The sequence below is a fragment of the Massilia phyllostachyos genome (assembly GCF_021044825.1).
GTDB classification, from domain to species: Bacteria; Pseudomonadota; Gammaproteobacteria; order Burkholderiales; family Burkholderiaceae_D; genus Telluria; species Telluria phyllostachyos.
On the sequence record NZ_JAJNOC010000008.1, the window covers coordinates 58506 to 81479 of the forward strand.

A 22974-nucleotide genomic window follows, 5' to 3' on the forward strand; every position below is an offset into this window, starting at 1 on the left:
GCGGTTTACCGTTCGTACCGGTAAAACATTTGCAGGTTTAGTGGATTTCTAGCAACATACGTTGCCGCAAGCGATCGTGAACGGAGTATGATCTTCGCGTCACACTCAGCCAACTCCAGCGACCGCATGAATTCCCCCACTTTCGCGATCCCGGCGCCCGCGCGCCAGGCCGCGATCCTCATCGTGGACGACGCACCCGCCAGCCTCGGGCTGCTGCACGACCTGCTCCGTGCCCAGGGTTACCGCACCTTCGTCGCCACCTCCGGCGAACGCGCATTGGACCTGGCCGAGCGCGTCCAGCCCGACCTGATCCTGCTCGACGTGATGCTGCCCGGCCTGGACGGCCTGGAGACCTGCCGCCGTTTGAAATCGGAGCCGGCCACCGCCGACATCCCCGTCATTTTCGTCAGCGCCTGCTCCAGCACCGAGGACATCGTCGCCGGCTTCGACTGCGGCGCCGCCGACTACATCGCCAAGCCGCTGCGCCCGCCCGAGGTCTGCGCCCGCGTGCGCGCCCAGCTGCGCTTCCGCTCCGCCAGCCAGGTCGACACCCACCAGGCGCGCCACCTGCGCATGATCGTCGAAGGCATGGACGAGGGCCTGATGCTGCTCGGCCTCGACGGCCGCATCCAGTACGCCAACCCGGCCAGCGAACGCTGCCTGGGCTACAGCGGCAGCGAACTCACCGGCCGCCAGCTGGCCGCCCTGCTGGCCGAGCCGGCCGCCAACGACTACGCCGCTTTCTTCGCGCTGCGCGCCAACGGCCGCGGCGAGGATGCGATCCAGGAGCGCTGCCGCGGCACCCGCGAAGTGCGCCTGCTGCGCCCCGACGGCAGCGTACGCGCGATGGACCTGAGCCTGTCGCCGATGGCTTCCGGCGAACACCTGTTCGTCGCCCTGCTGCACGACATCGCCCACCACAAGCGCTCCGAGGACGCGCTGCAGCGCGCCGCCCTGGCCGACCCGCTCACCGGCATCGCCAACCGCCGCCACCTCGACGCCTGCCTCGAACGCGAATGGCAGCGCGCGATGCGCAACGGCCAGCCGATCTCGCTGGTGGTGCTCGACGTCGACCACTTCAAGCGCTACAACGATTTACTCGGACACGCCGCCGGCGACCAGTGCCTGCAGGCGGTGGCCAGCACCGTGCGTTCTCAGGCCCTGCGCGCGGCCGATCTCGCCGCCCGCTACGGCGGCGAGGAGTTCGTGCTGCTGCTGCCCGAGACCCCCTACGAAGGCGCATCCCGCCTGGCCGACGCCCTGCGCGCCGACATCGAACGCCTGCGCGTGCCGCATCCGGGGGCCGAGGGCGGCTACGTCACCGCCAGCGTGGGGGCGGCGACCATCGTGCCGACGCAGTTCGATGATTTGGGGTCGCTGTTCGTGGCGGCGGATCGGGCGATGTATGAGGCGAAGGCGGATGGGCGGAATCGGGCGCGGGCAGTGCGGGCAGGCTATGCCTGGGAGTCGGTACAGCACGCACTGGCCCGATGATTGATTTGTTAGCCTGAAGACCGTCATGCGCGCCACTGGCGCCCATGACTCCCGGCGCAGGCCGGAATCCAAGTTTGCACGCATATCGACTGCACATGCAAAATTGGGCACCGGCCTGCGCCGGTGCGACGGTCTTGGGGTCAGCGGTACTAAAATTTAAAACTGCTTCGGATAGCCCGTAATCCGCGCAATATCGCAATACATCGGCTGCAGGCGCCGATACATCTTCACATACACCTCGCGATACAAGCGCTCGTAGATACGCCGGTTGCCGGCATTCGGCACGAACATTCTCCCCACCCGCGTCATCCCCCCAATCGCCGTCTCAAACGTCGGATACAACCCCAACCCAACAGCCGCATCGATCGCCGCCCCCAGCCCCGACGTCTCATACACATGCGGCCGCGCCGTCGGCAGCCCGAAGATGTCCGCCGTGAGCTGCATCGCCGCATCGCTCTGCGAGCCGCCGCCCGACACGCGCAGTTCCGTGATCCGCACGCCGCCGCGCCGCTCGATGCGCTCCTTCCCCTCGCGCAGCGCGTACGCCAGCCCTTCCAGGATCGCCCGGTACACGTGGGCCCGCGTGTGCACGTCGCCGAAGCCGATGATCGCCCCCTTCGCCTCCCTCCCCGGCACCCGGATGCCCGGCGTCCAGTACGGCTGCAGCATCAGCCCCATCGCCCCCGGCGGCACCGCATTGGCCAGTTCGTCGAACAGCCGCTCCGGCGCCACGTCTTCCAGCAGCGCGCGCGATTGTTCGTGGTGGCCGAACTGCTCCTTGAACCAGTTGACCATCCAGTAGCCGCGGAACACCTGGACCTCGGTGCTGTAGGCGCCGGGGATCGCGGCCGGATACGGCGGCACGAAGGGCGTCACCTCGACGTAGCGCGTGGTCGTCGTGTTGATGGTGGCGGTGGTGCCGTAGCTCAGGCAGCCGACGTGCGGCGCGCTGCAGCCGGCGCCGATCACCTCGCAGGCTTTATCGGCAGCCGCCGCCAGCAGCGGCAGGCCCTGCGGAATGCCGGTCTGGCGTGCGGCCTCCTCGCTGATCTCGCCCAGGCGCGCGCCCGGCTCGACCAGCTCCGGCAGCATGCGCGGCAGCACGGCCAGCGCCTGCCACTTCCAGTCGCGCTTCCCGGCCCATCTGCGGCGCCGGTAATCGAAGGGCAGATACGCCACCTGCGAGCCGGAGGAATCGGCGAAACGTCCGCACAGCCGGTAGTTCAGCCAACCCGATAGCAGGAGCAGCTTGTGCGTCGCCTCCCACACCTGCGGCTGGTGCGCGCGGATCCAGTTGATCTCGGCCTCGCCGCGGAAGTAATCGATGGTGCCGCTCACCCGCGCCAGCCTGAACGCGCTGCGCCACAGCGGCCCGATCGGCGGCACGGTGTCGGTGCGGCGCTGGTCGAGCCAGGTGATGGCCGGGCGCAGCGGCTGGCCTTGCGCATCGACGTTGATGACGGTGCCGCGCTGGGTAGTCACCGCCACGCCCGCGGTGCGCGCCCGGTCGGCGCCCGGCCTGGTCCACAATTCCCGGCAAGCCGCGCACAGCGCCTGCCAGAAGCCTTCGGCGTCGTGCTCGGCCCAGCCGGGCTCCGGGCTGCGGTAATCCAGCAGCGGCACTTGGGACTTGGCGACGATCTCCCCGCGCAGGTCGAACAACAGCGCGCGCACGCTTTGGGTGCCGTTGTCGATGGCGAGGATCAGCGGGTCGTTCATGGCAGGCCGTAATGCGAGCGCCACAGGGCGAGATAGGCCGCCTGCTCGGCTTCCCAGTGCGCGTCGCTCCAGCCCAGCTCCGGCTGGCAGATGGCGCGGATGCGCTCCAGGTGTTCGGCGCCGCCCGCGCGCAGCAGGATGCCGAGCCGCGTGCGGCGCAGCAGCAGGTCTTCCAGCCGGTGGACGTCTTCCGCACGCGCAGCCCAGCGCAGCTCGGCCCAGGGCGTCAGGGTGCCCGGGACGAATTCCAGTTCCCCTTCCTGCGCGCCGTCGACCAGGTCCTGGGCGTGACGGCCATGGCGGCCGGCGAGGCGCAGCAAGAGCGCGGCCGGCACGCCACGCGGCCCACGCGGCAGGAAGCCGGGCGCGAACACCGGCTGCGGCGACAAGTCCGGCCGCCACGCCGGCATCTGGCGCGCCACGTGGGCCAGCACGTCGAGGGCGATGGCGCGGAAGGTGGTCAGCTTGCCGCCGGTGACGCCCACCAGGCCCGGCTCGTCCCACACCAGATGCTCGCGCGTCTCCTTCGACGGCGCGCCGTGGCTGCCGCTGTCGAGCACGGGACGCACGCCGGCGTAGGTCGCCAGCACGTCGGCATCCTCCAGGTGCAGCTGCGGGAACTGCGCGCGCAGGGCGTTCAACAGGTAGTCGAATTCGGCGCGGGTCACGCGCGCCTCGCCGGCCAGGTCGTCGGCATGGTCGACGTCGGTGGTGCCGACCAGGGTCGCGCCCTCCCAGGGGAAGGCGAACACCGGACGGCCATCCTCGGGATGCATCAGGCTCACCGCCTGCGCCAGCGGCAGGCGCCAGGCCGGCAGGACCAGGTGGCTGCCGCGCAGGGGCCGCAGTCTCGGTGCGCTGCCCTGCCCGGCCAGTGCGCCGGCCCAGGCGCCGGTGGCGTTCACCACGAGCGGGGCACGTACCTCGTGAATGCTGCCGGTACGCGCATCGCGCAGCCGCGCCCCGATCACGCGTCCGTCGCTGCGCAAGAGCGAATCGACCGCCACGTAATTGCGCGCCTGGGCGCCGTGCTCGCGCGCCTCGTCCAGCACCCGCAATACCAGCCGCGCGTCATCGGTCTTGGCGTCCATGTAGCGGATGCCGCCCTGCAGGCCGGCCTGCTCGATGTTCGGCGCCAGCATCGCGAATCCGCCGGCGTCGACCCAGTGGCGCTCGCGCCGCCCGGCCAGGAAATCGTAGATCGCCAGGCCCGCCAGGAAGCTGCGCCGCTTGCGCCGGCTGGCGCCGTAGTCGGCAAAGGCGAAGCCCTGCGGCTCGACCAGGCCGGGCGCATCGCGCAGCAGGGCTTCGCGCTCGCGCACCGATTCGCGCGTCAGGCGCAGCCGGCCTTCGGCCAGGTAGCGCAGGCCGCCGTGCACCAGCTTCGACGAGCGGCTCGACGTCCCCCAGGCGAAGTCGCGCTGCTCGACCAGCAGGGCTTTCAGGCCGCGCCGCGACGCCTCCAGCAGCACGCCGGCGCCGGTGATGCCGCCGCCGATCACGAGCAGGTCCCAGTCGCCGTCCGTCATGGCGCCAGCAGCTTGCCCGGATTCATGCGGCCATCCGGATCGAACTGGCGGAACAGCGCCGCCATCGCCTTCATCCCGAGTTCCCCCTTCTCCTCCGCGAGCCAGGGCGCGTGGTCGACGCCGACGCCGTGCTGGTGGCTGATGGTGCCGCCGGCCGCCACGATGGCTTCCGACACCCTGTCCTTCAACTGGCGCCAGCGCAGCATGTCGGCCTCGAACTCGCCCGTCAGGCGGAACACGAAGGTCGAATACACGCTGGCCCCCTGCGGGTACAGGTGCGACAGGTGGGTGTAGGCGTGCACCTTTTCGCCCTGCGCCTGCAGCGCCTGCGCGGCGGCGCGCTCGATCCCTTCCATCGCATGGGTCACGCGCGGCCAGTCGACCGCCGTCTCGACGGTGTCGATCGCATAACCGTGCGCCCACGCCGCGTTGCGCAGGTAGACGCTGCGGAAGCGGTTGCGGCGCCAGCGCTCGCCGAGACCCCGGCCCACGTGCACGCCCCTATGGCGGCGCGCCAGCGCCAGGGCGGCCTTTATCGCCGGCACCGCCTGCGCTTTTTCTCCGCTGGCGCCGATCATCAGCATGCACTTGCCGTTGCCGCTGCCGCGCAAGGCGAGCCAGCCTTCCAGCAGCCGCACCACCCGCGGGTGGCCGGCCAGCGTCAGCATGGTGGTCGTCTCGACCGCGTTCGACAGGCGCAGCATCGACAGCGCCAGCTTCGCCTGCGCCAGTTCGCGCACCGCGGCCACCGCCCGTTCCCAGTCGGGGAAGAACACCGCATGGAAGGCTTCGTGCTGCGGCAGGCGGCTGATGCGCACCGTCGCGTGGGTCAGGATGCCGAGGCGTCCTTCGGAGCCGAGCACCATCTCGCGCACGTCCACGCCGGCGCTCGAGGCCGGAAAGGTCGGGATCTCGAGCGTGCCCGCCGGCGTCTCGACCCGTCCGCCCGCGAACAGCCCCTCGATGCGCCCGTAGCGCAGCGACTGCTGGCCGGACGAACGCGTCACCACCCAGCCGCCCAGGGTCGAGTATTCGAAGGATTGCGGGAAGTGGCCGAGGGTGTAGCCGTGGGCGCGCAGCTGGGCTTCCAGGTCGGGGCCGGCCACGCCCGCGCAGAAGGTGGCCAGCTGCGCTTCGCGGTCGAGCGAGATCATGGCGCGCATGCGGCGCATGTCGATGCTCAGGGTCGGCCGGGATGGGTCATGCACGCCGAGGTGGCCGGCCACGCTGGTGCCGCCGCCGTAGGGGATGACGTCGGCGCCGTTGGCGGCGGCGTAGGCGAGCAGCGTGCGCACCTGCTCGGAACACTCCGGATAGCCGACGCCGTCCGGCGCCGCATGCACGCGGCCGTGGCGCAGGCGCAGCCAGTCGGGCAGGCTCTGGCCGAGGGCGTGCAGCAGCCGCGTCGGCGCGCTGGCGTCGACCAGCGGGTGCGGCGGCAGGCGGCCGGGCGGCAGCGCGGCGCAGGCGGCGTCGAAAGTGGCGTCGCGCGGCGCCGTGCCCGGTCCGATCCGCTCGCCCAGGAAGCCAAGCGCCTCCGGCCCCAGGGGCACATCGATCGTATCGTCACCCCAGCCGTTCCACCGCCGCATGCCATCCCTCTTATATACTATTGACGATCTATCACGGCAGAGTAAGCATTCGTACCTTCAACCGTCTTGCGCTTTCATGACACAGCCTTGCTCCATTGCGTCATCCCCGGATGGCGGCCGGGTCACCGGCGCCTACCTGCAGCCGCTCATCGAGACGGCGGCGGCGCGCGGCGTCTCTGCTCCCCGCCTCGCCGCGGCGGCCGGCCTGCCGGCGCACGCCTTGAGTCCCCTGCCCGATTCGCTCGCGGCGCGCGACTACATCGCCCTGCTGGAGGCCGGCGCCAGGCGGTGCGAAGACCCGCACTTCGGCCTGCACGTGGGCGAACGGGTGCGGCCCGGCACCTTCACGGTCTACGGCCTGGTCCTGATGGCCTGCCGCGACTTCGGCCATGCGCTGGAACAGACGCAGCGCTACGAAGTGCTGGCCCATGACCTGGGACGCACGCGGCTCGACGTCGAGGGCGCGGACGCGCTGTACGCCTGGATCAGCCACTACCCCGCCGCCTCGCGGCATCTGGTGGAAAGCGTGTTCGCCGGCATTCGCGTGTTCGGCAGCTGGCTGGCCGGCCGCCCGCTCGGCCCGCGCCAGGTCGCATTCGTCCATCACAGCGACGCCGCGCTCGACGAGTACGAACGCGTGCTCGGCGTGCGCCCGCAATTCGGCGCTGCTGGAAACGTGGCGCGCTTCGACGCCGCCATCCTCGCCATGCCGGTGCCGGACGCCGACCCGAGCCTCTACCCGGTGCTGCGCCAGCACGCCGAGCGCGTCCTCGGCGCGCGCAATGCCGCCGGCGACGGCATCCTGGCCCAGGTCCGTTCGCTGCTCGTCCAGCAGCTCGCCCACGGCGGCGCGCGCCTGCCGGCGATCGCCGCGGCGCTCGGGATGTCGCCGCGCACCCTGCAGCGCAAGCTGGCCGACGCCGGCGCCAGCTTCCAGGAACTGCTCGACGGCGCCCGCTACGAACTGGCGCGCGACTACCTGCGCCAGCGCGAGCTCGGCCTGGTCGATATCGCCTTCCTGCTCGGCTACCAGGAACAGAGCGCGTTCACCCATGCGTTCCGCGAGTGGTCGGGGATGAATCCCGGCGCCTGGCGCGAGCGTGGCCGCTGACACCGGTTTTGCGGCTTATGGCGCGGCCTGAGCAGCCGTCCATCGCCACGTCGTGCAAGGGCTATAATTGACGGAATAGCGAATGCGCCCCTTACCGGTTACCGACGTGAATCCCCATCTCGACCAGCTCCACCCTTACCCCTTCGAACAGCTGCGCCAGCTCTTCAGCGGTGTGACCCCGAACGCCGCCTACAGCCCGATCAGCCTGGGCATCGGCGAACCCAAGCACCCGACCCCGGCCTTCATCGAGAAAGCGCTGATGCATGCGATGTCCGGCCTGTCGAGCTACCCGAGCACCCACGGCAACGACCCGTTGCGCGCGGCGATCGCGGGCTGGCTGGAGAGGCGCTACGGCATCCCGGCGATCGACCCGGCCACCATGGTGCTGCCGGTGAACGGTTCGCGCGAGGCGCTGTTCGCGTTTGCCCAGTGCGTCGTCGACTCTTCAAAGGGCGACGCGCTGGTGATGAGCCCGAACCCGTTTTATCAGATCTACGAGGGCGCGGCGCTGTTGTGCGGCGCCCGGCCGTATTACGTGAATTCGGAACCGGGCCGCAACTTCGCGCCCGACTTCGGCAGCGTGCCGGATGAGGTCTGGTCGCGCGTGCAGCTGCTGTACGTCTGCTCGCCCGGCAATCCGACCGGCGCCGTGCTGACCCAGGACGACTGGCAGCAGCTGTTCGCGCTGTCCGACCGCCACGGTTTCGTGATCGCCTCGGACGAGTGCTATTCCGAGATCTACTTCGGTACCACGCCGCCGCTGGGCGCGCTGGAAGCGGCGCACGGGCTGGGCCGCAGCGGCGGCGAGCGTCCATATAAGAACCTGGTGGTGTTCTCGAGCCTGTCGAAGCGTTCCAACGTGCCGGGCATGCGCTCGGGTTTCGTCGCGGGCGACCCGCAGCTCATGAAGAAATTCCTGCTCTACCGTACCTACAGCGGCGGCGCCATGCCGCCGCCGGTGCAGGCGGCGTCCGTCGCGGCCTGGAACGATGAGCACCACGTGCAGGACAACCGCGCGCTCTACCGCGAGAAGTTCAACCTCATCACGCCGCTGTTGAAAGGGGTGATGGACGTCGAGCTGCCCGACGCCGGCTTCTACCTGTGGGCCGACGTGCGCCGTAGCGGCCTGTCGGACACCGAGTTCGCACGCCGCCTGTACGCCGAATATAATGTGACGGTTTTGCCGGGCTCTTACCTCGCGCGCGAAGCGCACGGCGTGAATCCGGGCCGCAACCGGATCCGCATGGCGCTGGTCGCCGGCGTGGACGAGGGACTCGAGGCGGCCAACCGCATCAATGAGTTCTGCAAGGGCCTGTAAGCGGCAGCACAACGAATCAACCCAACCATAGAAGCAATCATGACCCAACAACTCCAGAACATCATCGACACCGCGTGGGAACAGCGCGCGGAGATCAGCCCGACCAGCGCCAGCGCCGAGGTGCGCGACGCGGTCGCCCACGTGCTCGCCGGCCTGGATGCCGGCACCCTGCGCGTGGCGCAAAAGGACACCGGCAGCTGGGTCGTGAACCAGTGGATCAAGAAGGCGGTCCTGCTGTCGTTCCGCCTCGAGAACAACGTGCCGGTGCCTGCGGGCGGCGGCATGCAGTTCTACGACAAGGTGCCGACCAAGTTCGCCGACTACAGCGCCGAGGACTTCGCCAAGGGGGGCTTTCGCGTGGTGCCGCCGGCCGTCGCGCGCCGCGGCAGCTTCATCGGCAAGAACGTGGTCTTGATGCCGTCCTACGTCAACATCGGCGCCTACGTCGATGAAGGCGCGATGGTCGACACCTGGGCCACCGTCGGCTCCTGCGCCCAGATCGGCAAGAACGTCCACCTGTCCGGCGGCGTCGGCATCGGCGGCGTGCTGGAACCGATGCAGGCGAATCCGACCATCATCGAAGACAACTGTTTCATCGGCGCGCGTTCGGAGATCGTCGAAGGCGTGATCGTGGAAGAGAACTCGGTGATTTCGATGGGCGTGTACATCGGGCAGTCGACCAAGATTTATAACCGTGAAACCGGCGAAGTGACGTATGGCCGTGTGCCGTCGGGCTCCGTGGTGGTGTCGGGTTCGCTGCCGTCAGCCGATGGCAAGTACAGCCTGTATTGTGCGGTGATCGTCAAGCGGGTGGATGCGCAGACGCGTTCCAAGACCGGCATCAACGAGCTGCTGCGCGGCGACTAAGCTGCTGCTTGAACGCGCGGTCGGGGGACCCGACCACCCTGCGACTGCGTGTTCGACACGATTCGATATTACCGGGGAGACGACGATGGCCATGGACCGCCTGTTCCAGCTGATGAAGGAGAAGAACGCTTCCGACATGTTCTTCGCCGTGAATTCGCCGGTGCACATCAAGATCAACGGGAACCTCATCCCGATCAACCAGCATCGTCTCGAACCGGAAAACATCCTCTCGCTCCTGTCCGAGATCGCCACGCCGGAGCAGATGCAGGAACTCGAGCGCGAGAACGAGCTGAATATGGGCGTCTCGGTCCCGAACCTGGGGCGCTACCGTCTGTCGGCCTTCCGCCAGCGCGGCACCATCTCCGCCGTGTTCCGCTTCGTGCCGGCGAATATCCCGCCGCTCGGCGAACTCGGCCTGCCGCCGGTGCTGTCCGAACTGATCATGGAAAAGCGCGGCCTGCTTCTCATCGTCGGCGCCACCGGTTCCGGCAAGTCGACCACCATCGCCTCGATGCTGGACCATCGCAACGAACAGCGCACCGGCCACATCCTGACCCTGGAAGACCCGATCGAATACCTCTTCAAGAACAAGAAATCGATCGTCAACCAGCGCGAGATCGGCAGTGATGCCACGAGCTTCGGCACGGCCCTGCGCAACTCGATGCGCCAGGCGCCGGACTGCATCCTGATCGGCGAGATCCGCGACAAGGAAACCATGGCGGCGGCGCTGGCCTATGCGCAGTCGGGCCACCTGGTGCTGGCCACGCTCCACGCCAACAACAGCTACAACGCGCTGAACCGCATCATCAGCTTCTACCCGATCGAGAACCGCGCCGCCCTGCTGCAGGACCTGTCGTCCGCGGTGAAGGCGATCGTCTCGCAGCGCCTGGTGAAATCCGCCGCCGGCGGCCAGCGCCAGGCCGCTGTCGAGGTCATGCTCAATACCCGCTATATCGCCGACCTGATCGAAAAAGGAGAGATCGGCCAGATCAAGGAAGCGATGGACAAGAGCCTGTCGCCGGGTTCGCAGTCCTTCGAGACGGCCCTGCTCAAGCTGGTCAAGGACGGTCTCGTCACGCAGGAAGAAGCGCTGGCGAATGCCGACTCCGCCACCAACCTGCTCTGGCTGCTCAACAACGGCCCCGAAAGCCAGGTGCAGCCGGAAGAAGAGAAGAAGCCCGCCGAGCCGCAGCAGGGCGCGTCCTTTACGGAGTTCACCCTCAACTCCTGATGTTCGAACTGAGCCAGCTGCGCTGCTTCGTCGCGGTCGCCGAGGAACTGCACTTCAGCCGCGCCGCCGAGCGCCTGAACATGACCCAGCCGCCGCTCAGCCGCCAGATCCGGCTGCTCGAACACCACGTGGGCGTCCAGCTTTTGGAGCGCAACAGCCGCACCGTCAGCCTGACGGCAGCCGGCAAGGCCTTCTTCCCCGAAGCCGCGCGCATCCTGCGCATCGCCGAGGAAGCGACTTTTGCTGCGCGCCGCGCCGCCAAGGGCGAACAGGGCAACCTCGCCATCGGTTTTACCTCCGCCTCGGGCTACAGCCTGCTGCCCGAAGTCGTGCGCCGCCTGCGCGACTGTGCGCCCGGCGTGTCGCTGACGCTCAAGGAACTGGTCAGCACCTCGCAGGTCGAGGCCCTGAACGCCGGTGAACTCGACCTCGGCCTGCTGCGTCCCCACCCGATGAAAGGCGAACTCGAAAGCCGCCTCATCGCGCGCGAATCGCTGATGCTCGCCATTCCCGAGAGCGAGGCCGAGGCTTGGCCGCTCGAACCGACCCTGAACGACCTGCACGGCAGGCCCTTCGTCATGTACTCGCCCTACGAGGCGCGACCCTTCTACCTGATGCTGACCGAACGCTTCGCCCGCGCCGGCGTGGTGCCCGACATCGTCGAGCACATCGGCCAGGTCCACACCATGCTGGCGCTGGTCCGTGCGGGCGTCGGCGCGGCCCTGATCGCGGAAGGCGCCTCGCGCCTGAAATTCGACGGCACCGTCATGCGCCGGATGGCGACCGAGCCGGTCGAGATGGTCTGCGCCTGGCGCCGCGACAACGACAATCCGGTCCTGACGCTCTTCAGGAACGTCGTCTTGCCCGACTGCGCCATCGATTGATACACATTCTGAATCGGACGCATCAATCTTTGGTTTGCTGGTGAATCGACCCGGGAATATCATCCATACAACTCATCCTGGATTGCTCCCCATGCCAACACATTCCGTCAAAGGCGCTCCCATCGTCACGGACCTGCGCGTCGTTCCCGTCGCAGGCCAGGACAGCATGCTGCTCAATCTGAGTGGCGCGCACGGCCCCTGGTTCACCCGCAACATCGTCATCCTTACCGACAGCGCCGGCAACACCGGCCTGGGCGAAGTCCCGGGCGGCGAGAAGATCCGCCAGACCATCGGGGACGCGCGCGAACTCGTCGTCGGCAAGCCGCTGGGCGACTACAACGCCGTGCTCAATACGATGCGCAAGGCGTTTGCCGACCGCGACGCCGGTGGCCGCGGCCTGCAGACCTTCGACCTGCGCACGACCATCCACGCGGTCACCGCGGTGGAATCGGCGCTGCTCGACCTGCTCGGCCAGTTCATGGACGTGCCGGTCGCCGCCCTGCTCGGCGAAGGCCAGCAGCGCGCTGCGGTCGAGATGCTCGGTTACCTGTTCTACGTCGGCGACCGTCGCAAAACGGATCTGGCTTACCGCAACGAGCTTGACGCGGGCGACGCCTGGTTCCGCCTGCGGAATGAAGAAGCGCTGACGCCCGAATCGATCGTGCGCCTGGCTGAAGCGACCCGCGAACGCTATGGCTTCAACGACTTCAAACTGAAAGGCGGCGTACTGAGTGCGGATGAGGAGATGGAAGCCATCGTCGCCCTGCACGAGCGCTTCCCCGAGGCGCGCGTCACGCTCGATCCGAACGGCGGCTGGCTGCTGAAGGATGCGATCCGCGTCTGCCGCGACAAGCACGGCATCCTCGCCTATGCCGAAGACCCCTGCGGCGCCGAAGGCGGCTTTTCGGGCCGCGAAGTGATGGCGGAGTTCCGCCGCGCCACCGGCCTGCCAACGGCAACCAACATGATCGCCACCGACTGGCGGCAGATGGCTCACTCGATCCAGCTGCAGTCGGTCGACATCCCGCTGGCCGACCCGCACTTCTGGACCATGCAGGGCTCGGTGCGCGTGGCGCAGCTGTGCGAGATGTTCGGCCTGACCTGGGGCTCGCACTCGAACAACCACTTCGACATCTCGCTGGCCATGTTCACCCACGTGGGCGCGGCGGCGCCGGGCAAGATGACGGCGATCGACACCCACTGGATCTGGCAGGATGGGCAGCGCGTCACCAAGGAGCCTTTGAAGATCGAAGGCGGCATGATCCACGTGCCGCAGAAGCCGGGCCTCGGGATCGAGCTCGACGAGGCCGAGCTGGAGAAAGCGCACCAGGCCTACAAGAACATGGGCCTCGGCGCGCGCGATGACGCGGTAGCGATGCAGTACCTCGTCCCCGGCTGGCAGTTCGACAACAAGCGCCCCTGCCTCGTGCGTTGATTGTAGGGTGGGCGGGTAATTTCGGGCAGTGCCCGGAATTACGCCCACGCGTTCAACCCACGTGTACGTCGCGGCGGCGGCGCAGCAGCAAACCAGCGCCACCCAGTCCCATCAACAGGAAAGTCGAAGGCTCGGGCACATCCGCCGCATCCAGGTCCTGGAAGCTGACACTGTCGACGATATAGTGCGAATTGTAGGCCGGGTCATTGGTCGCATCGCCCCAGACCAGGTGGCCCATGCTGGTGATAACGTCGGGCGCCGAGACCGCGCGGCTGAGCGCCGCGGTCGCCGCACCAGATGCGATATCGGCGAACGTCGCGTCGATATACAAGCTCAGTTGACTGCCGTCGTAGCGGATCTGGTAGTCATGGAAGGCGCTGGTATCGAGCGACACCGAGCTTGCCTCATCTCCCCACAGCACCTTGCCGTTCGCGATCATGAAGGTATTCGCTCGGGTATAACTCGACAGCACTCTGTCGCCGAACGGGCTGAAGGTGAGCGCCGCATCGAGGTTGTTGTAGCTCGACGAGAGCACCTGGAGCCGCAGCGAGGCGATGTAGTTCGTCGCCTTGGTATCGTACTTGAACAGATACATCTGGCTGGTCCGCCCACCGGGGTCATTGACCGTGCTGAATTCGGTCATACCCTCATGCGCGACTTGCGTGCCGCTTCCCTCGACGGACCACCCCTGCCTGGACGGATCCCCGTTGCCATCGTATAAAGTCTGGATCGGTCCTGCAAAGGCGGCGCTTGTTGCGAAAGTCAGTGCAATTGCGGAAGCGAATCGTGAGAAAAGCATGGAATCCCTAGCTATAGAATGATTAATTTGTGGTAGTAGCATCACTTTAAGAAATTTTGCATTACTCAACTAATAATGTCAAAAAGAAAATAGTCCGACTCTTCGTACAGGCTGAGCGCGTGGTATCCTCTCGCGCTCGGCAATGCGGCCGAACTGCAAGTCCGCGGCAAGGCAACAAGAAACCAATGCAATGAACATTATTTCTCTCTACGGCATCCCCAACTGTGACACCGTCAAGAAAGCCCGCACCTGGCTGCTTGATCACGGCCACGACTTCACCTTCCACGACTTCAAGAAACAGGGCCTGACGCGCGAGATGGTCGCCGGCTGGCTCGAGCAGCTCGACTGGGAAACGCTGGTCAACCGCAAGGGCACGACCTGGCGCAACCTGCCGGACGAGCGCAAGGCGCAGATCCTCGATAAGGACAGCGCTTTGGATCTGATGCTGGAAAACCCATCCGTCATCAAGCGCCCTGTCTTGCAGGGCGTCGGGCCGACCTCGGTCGGCTTCTCGCCCGACATGTACGCGGCCAAGTTCAAGGACGCCCGGTGAAACCTTCGCGCACCCTCTTGCTGACCGAAGAGCTGATCGCCCTCGATTCCGTCACCCCGCACGACAAGGGTTGCCAGGAGCGCCTGAAGGAGCTGCTGGCGCCGCTCGGCTTCAGCTGCGAGACCATCGAATCGAACGGCGTGACGAACCTGTGGGCGCGCAAGGGCACGACCTCGCCGGTGTTCGTCTTCGCCGGCCACACCGACGTGGTGCCGTCCGGCCCCGAACAGCAGTGGCAATCCGCCCCCTTCGTCCCCACCCGCCGCGACGGCAAGCTGTACGGCCGCGGCGCCTCCGACATGAAGACCTCGATCGCGGCCATGGTCGTGGCCTGCGAGGAGTTCATCGCGGCGCAGCCCGACCACAAGGGCTCGATCGCTTTTCTCATCACCAGCGACGAGGAAGGCCCCGCCGTGGACGGCACCGCGGTGGTTTGCGAGCGCCTGGAAGAGCGCGGCGAGACGCTGGATTACTGCTTGGTCGGCGAACCGACGTCGAACCACGTGCTGGGCGACACCATCAAGAACGGCCGCCGCGGCTCCCTGTCCGGCCACCTGGTCATCAAGGGCATCCAGGGACATATCGCCTATCCGCACCTGGCGCGCAACCCGATCCACCAGGCCGCGCCGGCGCTGGCGGAACTCGCTGCCGAGGTCTGGGACGAAGGCAATGAGTACTACGCGCCGACCAGCTGGCAGGTCTCGAACATCGCGGCCGGCACCGGCGCGACCAACGTGATCCCGGGCCACATGTCGCTCGACTTCAACTTCCGCTTCTCGACCGCCAGCACCGCCGACGGCCTGGAAGCGCGGGTGCACGCCATCCTCGACCGCCACGGCCTGGACTACGACCTGCAGTGGACGCTGTCGGGACAGCCCTTCCTGACGCCGAAGGGGAGGCTGTCGGACACGCTGTGCAATGCGATCCGCGACGAGCTGGGCGTGGCGACCGAACTGTCGACTACCGGCGGCACCTCGGACGGCCGCTTCATCGCCCGCATCTGCCCGCAGGTGATAGAATTCGGGCCGCCGAACGCCAGCATCCACAAGATCGACGAACACATCGAGCTGCGCTACATCGATCCCCTCAAGAACATCTACCGCCGCACGCTGGAGCAGCTGCTGGCGCCGCACTAAACCACCAGGAGTACAGTGCCATGACCACCACCACCTTCAGCACGCCGCGCGACCTGCTGCGCTATGCCATCACCCGCTTCAACGGCGCCAAGCTGTTCTTCGGCCATGGCAGCGCCGAGGCCTTCGACGAAGCCGCCTACCTGATCCTGCACACGCTCAAGCTGCCGCTGGACCGGCTCGATCCCTTCCTGGACGCGCGCCTGCTGCCGGAAGAAGTCATCCAGGTGATGGAGGTGATCGAGCGCCGCGTCGGCGAGCGCGTCCCGGCCGCCTACATCACCAAGGAAGCCTGGCTGGGCGAGTACCGCTTCTATGTCGACGAGCGCGTGCTGGTGCCGCGTTCCTTCATCGCCGAGCTGATCCCGCAGACCTTCAGCCCCTGGGTGCAGGATCCGGACGGCGTGGAAAACGTGCTGGAACTGTGCACGGGCAGCGGCTGCCTGGCGATCATGATGGCCGAGGCCTTCCCGAACGCCGTCGTCGATGCGGTCGACATCTCGAAGGATGCGCTGGCCGTGGCCGAGCACAACATCCGCGAATACAAGCTCGAGGGCCGCGTGAACCCGATCGAGTCGGACCTGTACGAGCACGTGCCATTCAAGAAGTACGACCTGATCGTCACCAACCCGCCGTACGTGAACAGCAGCTCGATGAAGAAGCTGCCGCCGGAATACCTGCGCGAGCCGCAGATCGCCCTGGCCGGCGGCGAGGACGGCATGGACCTGGTGCGCAAGATCGTTGCCGGCGCCGCCGAGCGCCTGTCGCCGGAAGGCGTGCTGGTGGTCGAGATCGGGAATGAAGTGGAATACGCGGAAGCGGCTTTCGGTCATCTCGGGCTGACGTGGCTGAGCACCAGCGCTGGTGACGAAGCCGTGTTCCTGCTGACCGCCGAGCAACTCCAATCGCAATAATCCATAGGGTGGACAGCCGTCCGCCCTACATGACCTAGACTTACGCAATGATCCGCTTCCAGAACGTCAGCCTGATGCGCGGCACCAAGCCGCTGTTAGAAGACGCCGACCTCACCCTCAACCCGGGCGACAAGATCGGCCTGATCGGCGCTAACGGCGCCGGCAAATCGAGCCTGTTCGCCATGCTGCGTAACGAACTGCACCCGGACCAGGGCGCGATCGACTTCCCTGCCAAGTGGCGGATGGCCTACGTGGCCCAGGAGACGCCGGCGCTGGACCGCCCCGCGCTGGACTACGCGATCGACGGCGACGCCAACCTGCGCAAGCTCCAGGCCGAACTCGACGAACTCGAAGCGCACCCGGACGCGAACGACCACGGCATGCGCCTGGGCGAACTCCACAGCCTGCTGGCCGACGCCGACGCCTACACGGTGCAATCGCGCGCCGAGCAGCTGCTGCTGGGCCTGGGCTTCTCGCTGGAGCAGATGAAGCAGCCGGTGGCCAGCTTCTCGGGCGGCTGGCGCATGCGCCTGAACCTGGCGCAGGCGCTGATGTGCCCTTCCGACCTGCTGCTGCTCGACGAACCGACCAACCACCTGGACCTCGATGCGATCATCTGGCTGGAAGACTGGCTGAAACGCTACCCCGGCACCCTGATCATCATCTCGCACGACCGCGACTTCCTCGACGAGATCGTGGGCGTCATCGTGCACATCGACGAGCGCAAGCTGAAACGCTACTCGGGCAACTACTCGGGCTTCGAGCGCCAGCGCGCCGCCAGCCTGGTGCTGGCCGCCGCGGCGTTCGAGAAGCAGCAGCGCCAGCGCGCCCACCTGCAATCCTTCGTCGACCGATTCAAGGCCAAGGCCACCAAGGCGCGCCAGGCCCAGAGCCGCATGAAGGCGCTGGCCAAGATGGAAGAACTGGCGCCGCTGCGCGCCGCCGCCGAATTCTCCTTCGAGTTCCGCGAGCCGCTCTCGGCCCCGAACCCGCTGCTGGTGCTGGAAGACGTCGACGCCGGCTACCCGATCCTCGACGGCCATGGCGACAAGGTCGGCGGCAAGGCGATCGTCAAGCGCGTCAACTTCTCGCTGCAGATCGGCCAGCGCATCGGCCTCTTGGGTGTGAACGGCGCCGGCAAATCCACCCTCATCAAGACCGTGGCCGGCGAGCTGATGCCGCTGGAAGGCAAGGCCACGCTGGGCAAAGGCCTGTCGATCGGCTATTTTGCGCAGCACCAGGTCGAGATGCTGCGCCACGACGAGTCGCCGCTGTGGCACCTGATGAAGATCGCGCCGAACGTGCGCGAGCAGGAGCTGCGCAACTTCCTCGGCAGCTTCAACTTCCCGGGCGATATGGTGACCAGCAAGATCGCGCCCTTCTCCGGCGGCGAAAAGGCGCGCCTGGCGCTGGCCCTGATCGTGTGGCAGCGCCCGAACCTGCTGCTGCTCGATGAACCGACCAACCACCTGGACCTCGAAACCCGCGAAGCGCTGACCATGGCGCTGGCGCAGTTCGAAGGCACGCTGGTCCTGGTCTCCCACGACCGCCACCTGCTGCGCGCCACCACCGACCAGTTCATCATCGTCGCCGACGGCAAGCTGCAGCCCTTCGACGGCGACCTGGACGACTACAAGGAATGGCTGTTCCAGACCAAGCTCGGAAAAGGCACCGACACCCTGCCCGCGCCGACAAGGCCGGCCGACAGCAAGGCCGCGGCGCCGGCCGCCGCCCCGGTCGACCGCAAGGAACAGAAGCGCCAGGAAGCCGAGGAACGCCAGCGCCTTGCCGCCCTGCGCAAACCCATCGAGAACCGCGTCAAGCGCCTGGAGGAGCAGATGGCCAAGCTGAACGCGAAGAAGGCCGAGATCGACGCCCAGCTGCTCGAACCCGCCATCTACGAGGCCGAGAACAAGGACAAGCTCAAGACCCTGGTGGCCGACCAGGCCTTCGCCTCGCGCGACCTGGAGGCGCTCGAAATGGAATGGCTGGAGCTGCAGGAACAGCTCGAAGGCCTGGCGGCCTGACACCGCGGACGCGCAGCGCATGGAACCGGTCGACCATTTCAACCTGCGCACCTTCGACCTGAACCTGCTGCTGGCCTTCGACGCCCTGATGCAGGAGCTGAGCGTCACCCGGGCGGCCGGGCGCCTGAAGATCCAGCAGCCGGCCATGAGCCATGCGCTGGCCAACCTGCGCCTGGTGTTCGACGACCCGCTGTTCGTGCGCAGCGGCCACGCGATGGAAGCGACGCCGCGCGCCCGGGCCCTGCACGAGGTCATCCATCCGCTGCTGGTGCAGGCGCAGCAGGCCCTGGTCGCCAACACCGGCTTCGACCCGGGGCGCGAACAGCGCACCTTCCGTCTCGGGATCAACGGCCAGCAGGAGGCGATTTTGCTGCCCGCCGTGATCGCCCACGTCGCCCGCCACGCGCCGAACGTGCGCATCCAGTCGGTATCGGTGGGCGACCAGCCTCTGCAGGCCGTGCTGGACGAGGACCGGCTCGACGTCGTCATCGCCCACTGCAGCGACTCGGTGCCGCGCCTGCGGCGCGAGAAGCTCTATCGGGAACAGTACGTGTGCTGCTTCCATCCGCTGCTGCTCGGCTGCGCGGCGCCGATCGGCCAGGCCGAGTACCTGGCCGCCATGCACGGCATCGTCGCATCCGGGATCGACGTCTCGGGCTTTCTCGGCTACCTGTTCCAGCATGCGCCAGGCCGGCCGCAGATCGCCCTGTCCGCGCACAACGTGACCACCCTGCTCGCCGCGGCCTCCAGCACCCCGCTGGTCGCGTCCTTGCATGGGCGCCTGGCGGCGCGCTACGCCTCGCTGTTCGGCCTCGCCGTCAGCCCGATTCCCTTTCCGGTCGACGAGCTCGAGATCGACATGTTCTGGCATCCGCGCAGCGACAAGGACGCGGCGCTGAACTGGTTCCGCCAGCTGCTCAGGTCCTGCCTGCCCTGACTTGAATGCGCATCGACGCGGTCGATCCCGGCCATTGGCCGGATCGATTGGCCAAGGCCGGGGGCGCATGGTTACCATTGCCGGATCAGATCGCACAAGGACGAGGTCCGCCGCATGCATACGACGACAGCCACCGACACCACCCTCCCCACCGCCGCCGCCAAGGTGCGCATCCAGGCCCTCGACCTGATCCGCGGCATGGCCATCCTCGGCATCCTCGCCGTCAACGTCGACGGCTTCGCCGCGCCGACCGCCGCCTCGCTCAATCCACGTAACTGGGTGTTCCCGAACGAGGGCTGGACCGCCCTGTCCTACTGGCTGATGGACACCCTGTTCCACGTAAAATTCGTGGCCGTGTTCTCGATGCTGTTCGGGGTGTCGCTGTTCCTGGTCGGCGGCGAGCGCGGCGACCGGGCGCGCGGCCGGCTGCTGGCGCGCCGGCTCGGCATCCTGTTCGGGTTCGGACTGCTGCACGGCTTCGCGATCTGGTGGGGCGACATCCTGTCGCTGTACGCGATGGCGGGCGCGATCCTGTTCTTCTGCCGCTCGTGGTCCGCCAGGACCCTGTTCATTGCCGGCATCACGCTGTTCCTGGCCATGGCGCTCTACCACCAGCCACCTCGCGCTACTCCGCCGCCGCAGCCGGACCCCGCAGCCGTCGCCAAGCGCCAGGCCGCGATCGCCGCAACCATCGCCGAGGCGACATCGTCCTGGCAAGGCGCCGCCGCCGTGAACGCGCGCCAGTACACGCGCCTGCTGACCAACTATCCGATGGCGATTCCGTCTACGCTCGGTCTCATGATGATCGGACTGTCGCTGTTCAAGTCCGGCTTCCTGCAAGGCCGTTCGGAGCGCGGGCGCTATCTGGCCGTGCTCGCGGCCGGCGCCGCGGCCCTCGTTCCGATCGGCTGGCTGTGCTGGCAGCGGGACATCGCGATGACGTCGGTGGCGAGCGACAAGCTGGTGCTGGACTTGCTGGCGCCGCTGGTGGGGCTGGCCTATGCCTCCGGCCTGATCCTGCTGCTGCGGCGCGGCGCGGGGCGCGTGCTGGCGCCGCTGGCGGCGGCCGGACGCATGGCCTTCACCAACTACCTGACCCAGTCGATCATCATGACCTCGATCTTCTACGGCGGCCGCGGCGCGCTGATGGGACAGGTCGACCGTCCGGTCCTGTGGCTGCTGGTGGCGCTGGTGTGGCTGCTGCAGCTGGCCTGGTCGCCGCTGTGGCTGTCCAGGTTCGAGATGGGGCCCTTCGAATGGGTATGGCGCTGCCTGACGGTGGGCTACCGGGTGCCGCTTCACAAGCGCTAGGCAACGCGCGCGTTTTCGCCCGGCGCCAGCGACATCAGGCGGTCGATGTCGATCAGGATCATGCGCCGTTCCTGCATGACGCCCAGGCCGATCAGGTAGTCGGCATCCTGTCCGGCGCCGGGCAGCGGCAGCACCTGCTCCGGGCGCAGCCGCACCACGCCCGTCACCCGCTCCACCACCACCCCGACCACGCCGGCCGACACCCGCACCACGATCACGTCCAGGCCCGGCCGGGGCGCGCCGCGTTCGTCGGCGAAGGCCGCGCGCAGGTCCACCACCGGCATGATCACCCCGCGCGAGAGCGCCACGCCGCCGATGATCTCGCCGTCGCTGGAAAAGCGCTCCAGCGCGCTGTAAGCCTTCAGCTCCTGCACGGCGGCATAGTCGAGCCCGTACTCGAGCCCGCCCAGGTTGAAACCGAGGAACTGCTGGGGTGCGGCGAGGATATGTCGGTGCATGGCGTTTCCCTTTGAAAGGCAAGGTCCATGCTACGAGCCGCGGGCGATTGAAATGTTGACTATGGTCAACTACGCACCGTTGCCGTGCGCGCCGCCGCCCTATTCCTTGATCTCGGGCTCGACCAGCCTGGCCAGCTGGGCAAGCGACTCTTGCCAGCCGAGGTAGCAGCTCTCGACGGCAATGACCTCGGGGATGCCTTCCTGCGTGATCCGGATTTCGACCCCGCACGCCACCTCGCGCAGCGTCACGCTGGTCTGCATCCGGCCCGGCATGCCCGGATCCTCGAACTCGGCCGAGTAGCGCACGCGCCGGCCCGGCTCCAGCTCCAGATACTCGCCGCCGAAGCCATGGCTGCCGCCGGTGGTCAGGTTGGTGAAGGACATGCGGTAGCGGCCGCCGACCCGGGCGTCCATCTCGAAGACGGTGGCGAAGAAGCCGTAGGGCGGCAGCCATTTGGCGAAGGCGCCGGCGGTGGTGAAGGCGCGGTAGATGCGGTCGGGCGTCGATTTCAGGACGCGGTGCAGTTCGACGGTGCTGGACATGACGGTCTCCTTGTTTGGGTGCAGAGGACATCCTCTGCCACCACGACGAACGGGCGTTCCCGGAATCGACATCCGCCGCGCTGTTTCAGGCGGTATGCGGCGGCGCGACGTACTTCTTGCCCAGCGCAGCCTGGGCGGCAGCCTGCGAGATGTGCCGGAACAGCGGATTGCCCTTCCCTTCCGACATGAAGTAGAAATACTCGCCATGCGGGTTACGCGCGTAGCGGGTGATGCGGATCAGTTCGGTCTGGTACCTGTCCGCATACTCGCGCCACTCATGCACGACCCGCGCAGTGCGGCCGTCGAAGGCGAGCCGCGGGTCGCTGGCGTCGAATCGGACCTGGCGGAATTCCTCGTCCACCCGCGGCACGATGCCGGGACCACGATTCTTCTTCAGGTTGCGGTACTGCAGGTAGCCGGCGATACCGGAGAACAGGAGGCCGATCAGGAGCGCGTCGCCTTTCATGGCATGGCTCCAGCAGCCTGCGTCTGCAGCAGCGCCACCAGCGGCGCATCGTTCGGATTGACCAGCAAGGCGCCGAGCTGCGTGCGCGGCGCCAGCGACACCGCCTGGCTCTCCCAGCCCATGTCGGCCGGACAGCCGCCGACGCGCCGCCCCAGGTAGTAGCGGGTCTTGCTGCGGCTGCGCACCAGGTCGCACAGGAAGCCGTCCAGCACCACGCGCAGGCCGCTCTCCTCCCAGGCTTCGCGGACCGCGGTGGCGCGCAAGGACATGTCGGGGTCGCGCGTGCCTTTCGGGAAGGTGGCCGGATAACCGCCGAAGGCGTTCGACGGATGCACCACCCACACCCGCCCGTCCGGCTCTTCGATCACGACGCCGGCCGCCACCCGCTTGCCCGGCGCCGGCTCGAAGTGCGGCTCGTCGAAGGGCGCATCATGCCCCGCCACCGCGCTCCAGCCGGCATCATCGACCGGCGCGGAAGCCCACGGCGTGAATGCGATGCCATGCAAGGAAGCCGGCATGGCACCACCGGGAACCACGGTGGCGATGTGCAGCGGGTCGTGCCAGCTGTCCGGGTGCGTGGCCGCACTCGGCGCCTTCAGGCTGACCGGCCGGCCGTATTCGTCCCGCTTGGGATGGATGGCGAAGCTCATGCG

The 22974-nt window shown here is 67.5% G+C and carries 21 protein-coding genes; 13 read left to right on the forward strand and 8 right to left on the reverse strand.

Going from position 1 to position 22974, the window contains the following annotated elements; all coding sequences use genetic code 11:
- Positions 1 to 126: 126 nt before the first annotated feature.
- Positions 127 to 1494: a diguanylate cyclase gene (locus LQ564_RS20100; RefSeq protein ID WP_231059890.1), complete on the forward strand. Its 1368-nt coding sequence runs from the start codon at positions 127 to 129 to the stop codon at positions 1492 to 1494.
- Positions 1495 to 1650: 156 nt separating this feature from the next.
- On the opposite strand, the gene LQ564_RS20105 is transcribed toward LQ564_RS20100, so the two are convergent.
- From LQ564_RS20105 to LQ564_RS20115, 3 genes are read right to left on the reverse strand one after another with little or no spacing between them, the layout of a single operon-like run.
- Positions 1651 to 3213 carry an FGGY-family carbohydrate kinase gene (locus LQ564_RS20105; protein WP_231059891.1) on the reverse strand — a complete coding sequence of 521 codons (1563 nt, stop codon included), beginning with the start codon at positions 3211 to 3213 and terminating at the stop codon, positions 1651 to 1653.
- Positions 3210 to 4742 (reverse strand): glycerol-3-phosphate dehydrogenase/oxidase, encoded by a 1533-nt coding sequence (locus tag LQ564_RS20110; RefSeq protein WP_231059892.1) that lies wholly within the window; start codon positions 4740 to 4742, stop codon positions 3210 to 3212. Before LQ564_RS20110 ends, LQ564_RS20105 begins: the two co-directional genes overlap by 4 nt.
- Positions 4739 to 6334 (reverse strand): FAD-binding oxidoreductase, encoded by a 1596-nt coding sequence (locus LQ564_RS20115; protein WP_231059893.1) that lies wholly within the window; start codon positions 6332 to 6334, stop codon positions 4739 to 4741. Before LQ564_RS20115 ends, LQ564_RS20110 begins: the two co-directional genes overlap by 4 nt.
- 76 nt (positions 6335 to 6410) lie before the next feature.
- On the opposite strand from LQ564_RS20115, the gene LQ564_RS20120 reads away from it, so the two are divergent.
- The 6 genes from LQ564_RS20120 to gudD all read left to right on the forward strand — a co-directional run bounded on the left by LQ564_RS20120 (position 6411) and on the right by gudD (position 13180).
- Positions 6411 to 7445 (forward strand): AraC family transcriptional regulator, encoded by a 1035-nt coding sequence (locus LQ564_RS20120; protein ID WP_231059894.1) that lies wholly within the window; start codon positions 6411 to 6413, stop codon positions 7443 to 7445.
- 106 nt (positions 7446 to 7551) lie between these two features.
- Positions 7552 to 8763 carry a succinyldiaminopimelate transaminase gene (gene dapC / locus LQ564_RS20125; protein ID WP_231060054.1) on the forward strand — a complete coding sequence of 404 codons (1212 nt, stop codon included), beginning with the start codon at positions 7552 to 7554 and terminating at the stop codon, positions 8761 to 8763.
- 39 nt (positions 8764 to 8802) lie between these two features.
- The gene (gene dapD, locus LQ564_RS20130; RefSeq protein ID WP_231059895.1) at positions 8803 to 9630 is read left to right on the forward strand and encodes a 2,3,4,5-tetrahydropyridine-2,6-dicarboxylate N-succinyltransferase; all 828 of its coding nucleotides are present in this window, start codon (positions 8803 to 8805) and stop codon (positions 9628 to 9630) included.
- 85 nt (positions 9631 to 9715) lie between these two features.
- Positions 9716 to 10861, forward strand: coding sequence for a PilT/PilU family type 4a pilus ATPase (locus LQ564_RS20135; protein ID WP_231059896.1), 1146 nt, complete (start codon positions 9716 to 9718; stop codon positions 10859 to 10861).
- Positions 10861 to 11745 (forward strand): LysR substrate-binding domain-containing protein, encoded by an 885-nt coding sequence (locus LQ564_RS20140; protein ID WP_231059897.1) that lies wholly within the window; start codon positions 10861 to 10863, stop codon positions 11743 to 11745. Before LQ564_RS20135 ends, LQ564_RS20140 begins: the two co-directional genes overlap by 1 nt.
- A 91-nt stretch (positions 11746 to 11836) precedes the next feature.
- Positions 11837 to 13180 carry a glucarate dehydratase gene (gene gudD / locus LQ564_RS20145; RefSeq protein ID WP_231059898.1) on the forward strand — a complete coding sequence of 448 codons (1344 nt, stop codon included), beginning with the start codon at positions 11837 to 11839 and terminating at the stop codon, positions 13178 to 13180.
- A gap of 52 nt (positions 13181 to 13232) precedes the next feature.
- Here gudD and LQ564_RS20150 read toward each other — a convergent pair whose 3' ends face one another.
- A complete protein-coding gene (locus LQ564_RS20150; protein WP_231059899.1) occupies positions 13233 to 13823 on the reverse strand; it encodes a PEP-CTERM sorting domain-containing protein in 591 nt (196 codons plus the stop codon).
- 346 nt (positions 13824 to 14169) lie between these two features.
- Between LQ564_RS20150 and LQ564_RS20155 the strand changes: the two genes are divergently transcribed.
- The 6 genes from LQ564_RS20155 to LQ564_RS20180 all read left to right on the forward strand — a co-directional run bounded on the left by LQ564_RS20155 (position 14170) and on the right by LQ564_RS20180 (position 20854).
- Positions 14170 to 14532, forward strand: coding sequence for an ArsC family reductase (locus LQ564_RS20155; RefSeq protein ID WP_231059900.1), 363 nt, complete (start codon positions 14170 to 14172; stop codon positions 14530 to 14532).
- Complete coding sequence (gene dapE, locus LQ564_RS20160; RefSeq protein ID WP_231059901.1) at positions 14529 to 15668, forward strand: succinyl-diaminopimelate desuccinylase; 1140 nt, start codon at positions 14529 to 14531, stop codon at positions 15666 to 15668. Before LQ564_RS20155 ends, dapE begins: the two co-directional genes overlap by 4 nt.
- Before the next feature lie 20 nt (positions 15669 to 15688).
- Complete coding sequence (gene prmB / locus LQ564_RS20165; RefSeq protein ID WP_231059902.1) at positions 15689 to 16579, forward strand: 50S ribosomal protein L3 N(5)-glutamine methyltransferase; 891 nt, start codon at positions 15689 to 15691, stop codon at positions 16577 to 16579.
- Positions 16580 to 16626: 47 nt separating this feature from the next.
- The gene (locus LQ564_RS20170) at positions 16627 to 18606 is read left to right on the forward strand and encodes an ATP-binding cassette domain-containing protein (RefSeq protein WP_231059903.1); all 1980 of its coding nucleotides are present in this window, start codon (positions 16627 to 16629) and stop codon (positions 18604 to 18606) included.
- Between the two features lie 19 nt (positions 18607 to 18625).
- Positions 18626 to 19543: a LysR family transcriptional regulator gene (locus LQ564_RS20175; RefSeq protein WP_231059904.1), complete on the forward strand. Its 918-nt coding sequence runs from the start codon at positions 18626 to 18628 to the stop codon at positions 19541 to 19543.
- Positions 19544 to 19657: 114 nt separating this feature from the next.
- Positions 19658 to 20854 (forward strand): DUF418 domain-containing protein, encoded by a 1197-nt coding sequence (locus LQ564_RS20180; RefSeq protein ID WP_231059905.1) that lies wholly within the window; start codon positions 19658 to 19660, stop codon positions 20852 to 20854.
- Here LQ564_RS20180 and LQ564_RS20185 read toward each other — a convergent pair.
- The 4 genes from LQ564_RS20185 to LQ564_RS20200 all read right to left on the reverse strand — a co-directional run bounded on the left by LQ564_RS20185 (position 20851) and on the right by LQ564_RS20200 (position 22971).
- Positions 20851 to 21312 (reverse strand): chemotaxis protein CheW, encoded by a 462-nt coding sequence (locus tag LQ564_RS20185; protein ID WP_231059906.1) that lies wholly within the window; start codon positions 21310 to 21312, stop codon positions 20851 to 20853. The two genes, LQ564_RS20180 and LQ564_RS20185, sit on opposite strands and share 4 nt — an antisense overlap.
- A gap of 99 nt (positions 21313 to 21411) precedes the next feature.
- Positions 21412 to 21855 carry an SRPBCC family protein gene (locus LQ564_RS20190; protein ID WP_231059907.1) on the reverse strand — a complete coding sequence of 148 codons (444 nt, stop codon included), beginning with the start codon at positions 21853 to 21855 and terminating at the stop codon, positions 21412 to 21414.
- Positions 21856 to 21940: 85 nt separating this feature from the next.
- A complete protein-coding gene (locus tag LQ564_RS20195) occupies positions 21941 to 22321 on the reverse strand; it encodes a hypothetical protein (protein ID WP_231059908.1) in 381 nt (126 codons plus the stop codon).
- Positions 22318 to 22971 (reverse strand): NUDIX hydrolase, encoded by a 654-nt coding sequence (locus LQ564_RS20200; protein ID WP_231059909.1) that lies wholly within the window; start codon positions 22969 to 22971, stop codon positions 22318 to 22320. Before LQ564_RS20200 ends, LQ564_RS20195 begins: the two co-directional genes overlap by 4 nt.
- Positions 22972 to 22974: the final 3 nt, after the last annotated feature.

Bases quoted from the DNA above. Each gene is read 5' to 3' on its own strand.
- LQ564_RS20175 (WP_231059904.1), top strand. From the start codon at position 18,626: ATGGAACCGGTCGACCATTTCAACCTGCGCACCTTCGACCTGAACCTG.
- prmB (WP_231059902.1), top strand. From the start codon at position 15,689: ATGACCACCACCACCTTCAGCACGCCGCGCGACCTGCTGCGCTATGCC.
- LQ564_RS20190 (WP_231059907.1), bottom strand. From the start codon at position 21,855: ATGTCCAGCACCGTCGAACTGCACCGCGTCCTGAAATCGACGCCCGAC.
- LQ564_RS20105 (WP_231059891.1), bottom strand. From the start codon at position 3,213: ATGAACGACCCGCTGATCCTCGCCATCGACAACGGCACCCAAAGCGTG.
- LQ564_RS20110 (WP_231059892.1), bottom strand. From the start codon at position 4,742: ATGACGGACGGCGACTGGGACCTGCTCGTGATCGGCGGCGGCATCACC.
- LQ564_RS20200 (WP_231059909.1), bottom strand. From the start codon at position 22,971: ATGAGCTTCGCCATCCATCCCAAGCGGGACGAATACGGCCGGCCGGTC.
- LQ564_RS20140 (WP_231059897.1), top strand. From the start codon at position 10,861: ATGTTCGAACTGAGCCAGCTGCGCTGCTTCGTCGCGGTCGCCGAGGAA.
- LQ564_RS20100 (WP_231059890.1), top strand. From the start codon at position 127: ATGAATTCCCCCACTTTCGCGATCCCGGCGCCCGCGCGCCAGGCCGCG.
- LQ564_RS20155 (WP_231059900.1), top strand. From the start codon at position 14,170: ATGAACATTATTTCTCTCTACGGCATCCCCAACTGTGACACCGTCAAG.
- LQ564_RS20185 (WP_231059906.1), bottom strand. From the start codon at position 21,312: ATGCACCGACATATCCTCGCCGCACCCCAGCAGTTCCTCGGTTTCAAC.
- dapD (WP_231059895.1), top strand. From the start codon at position 8,803: ATGACCCAACAACTCCAGAACATCATCGACACCGCGTGGGAACAGCGC.
- LQ564_RS20115 (WP_231059893.1), bottom strand. From the start codon at position 6,334: ATGCGGCGGTGGAACGGCTGGGGTGACGATACGATCGATGTGCCCCTG.
- LQ564_RS20150 (WP_231059899.1), bottom strand. From the start codon at position 13,823: ATGACCGAATTCAGCACGGTCAATGACCCCGGTGGGCGGACCAGCCAG.
- LQ564_RS20170 (WP_231059903.1), top strand. From the start codon at position 16,627: ATGATCCGCTTCCAGAACGTCAGCCTGATGCGCGGCACCAAGCCGCTG.
- LQ564_RS20135 (WP_231059896.1), top strand. From the start codon at position 9,716: ATGGCCATGGACCGCCTGTTCCAGCTGATGAAGGAGAAGAACGCTTCC.
- LQ564_RS20180 (WP_231059905.1), top strand. From the start codon at position 19,658: ATGCATACGACGACAGCCACCGACACCACCCTCCCCACCGCCGCCGCC.
- LQ564_RS20195 (WP_231059908.1), bottom strand. From the start codon at position 22,321: ATGAAAGGCGACGCGCTCCTGATCGGCCTCCTGTTCTCCGGTATCGCC.
- LQ564_RS20120 (WP_231059894.1), top strand. From the start codon at position 6,411: ATGACACAGCCTTGCTCCATTGCGTCATCCCCGGATGGCGGCCGGGTC.
- gudD (WP_231059898.1), top strand. From the start codon at position 11,837: ATGCCAACACATTCCGTCAAAGGCGCTCCCATCGTCACGGACCTGCGC.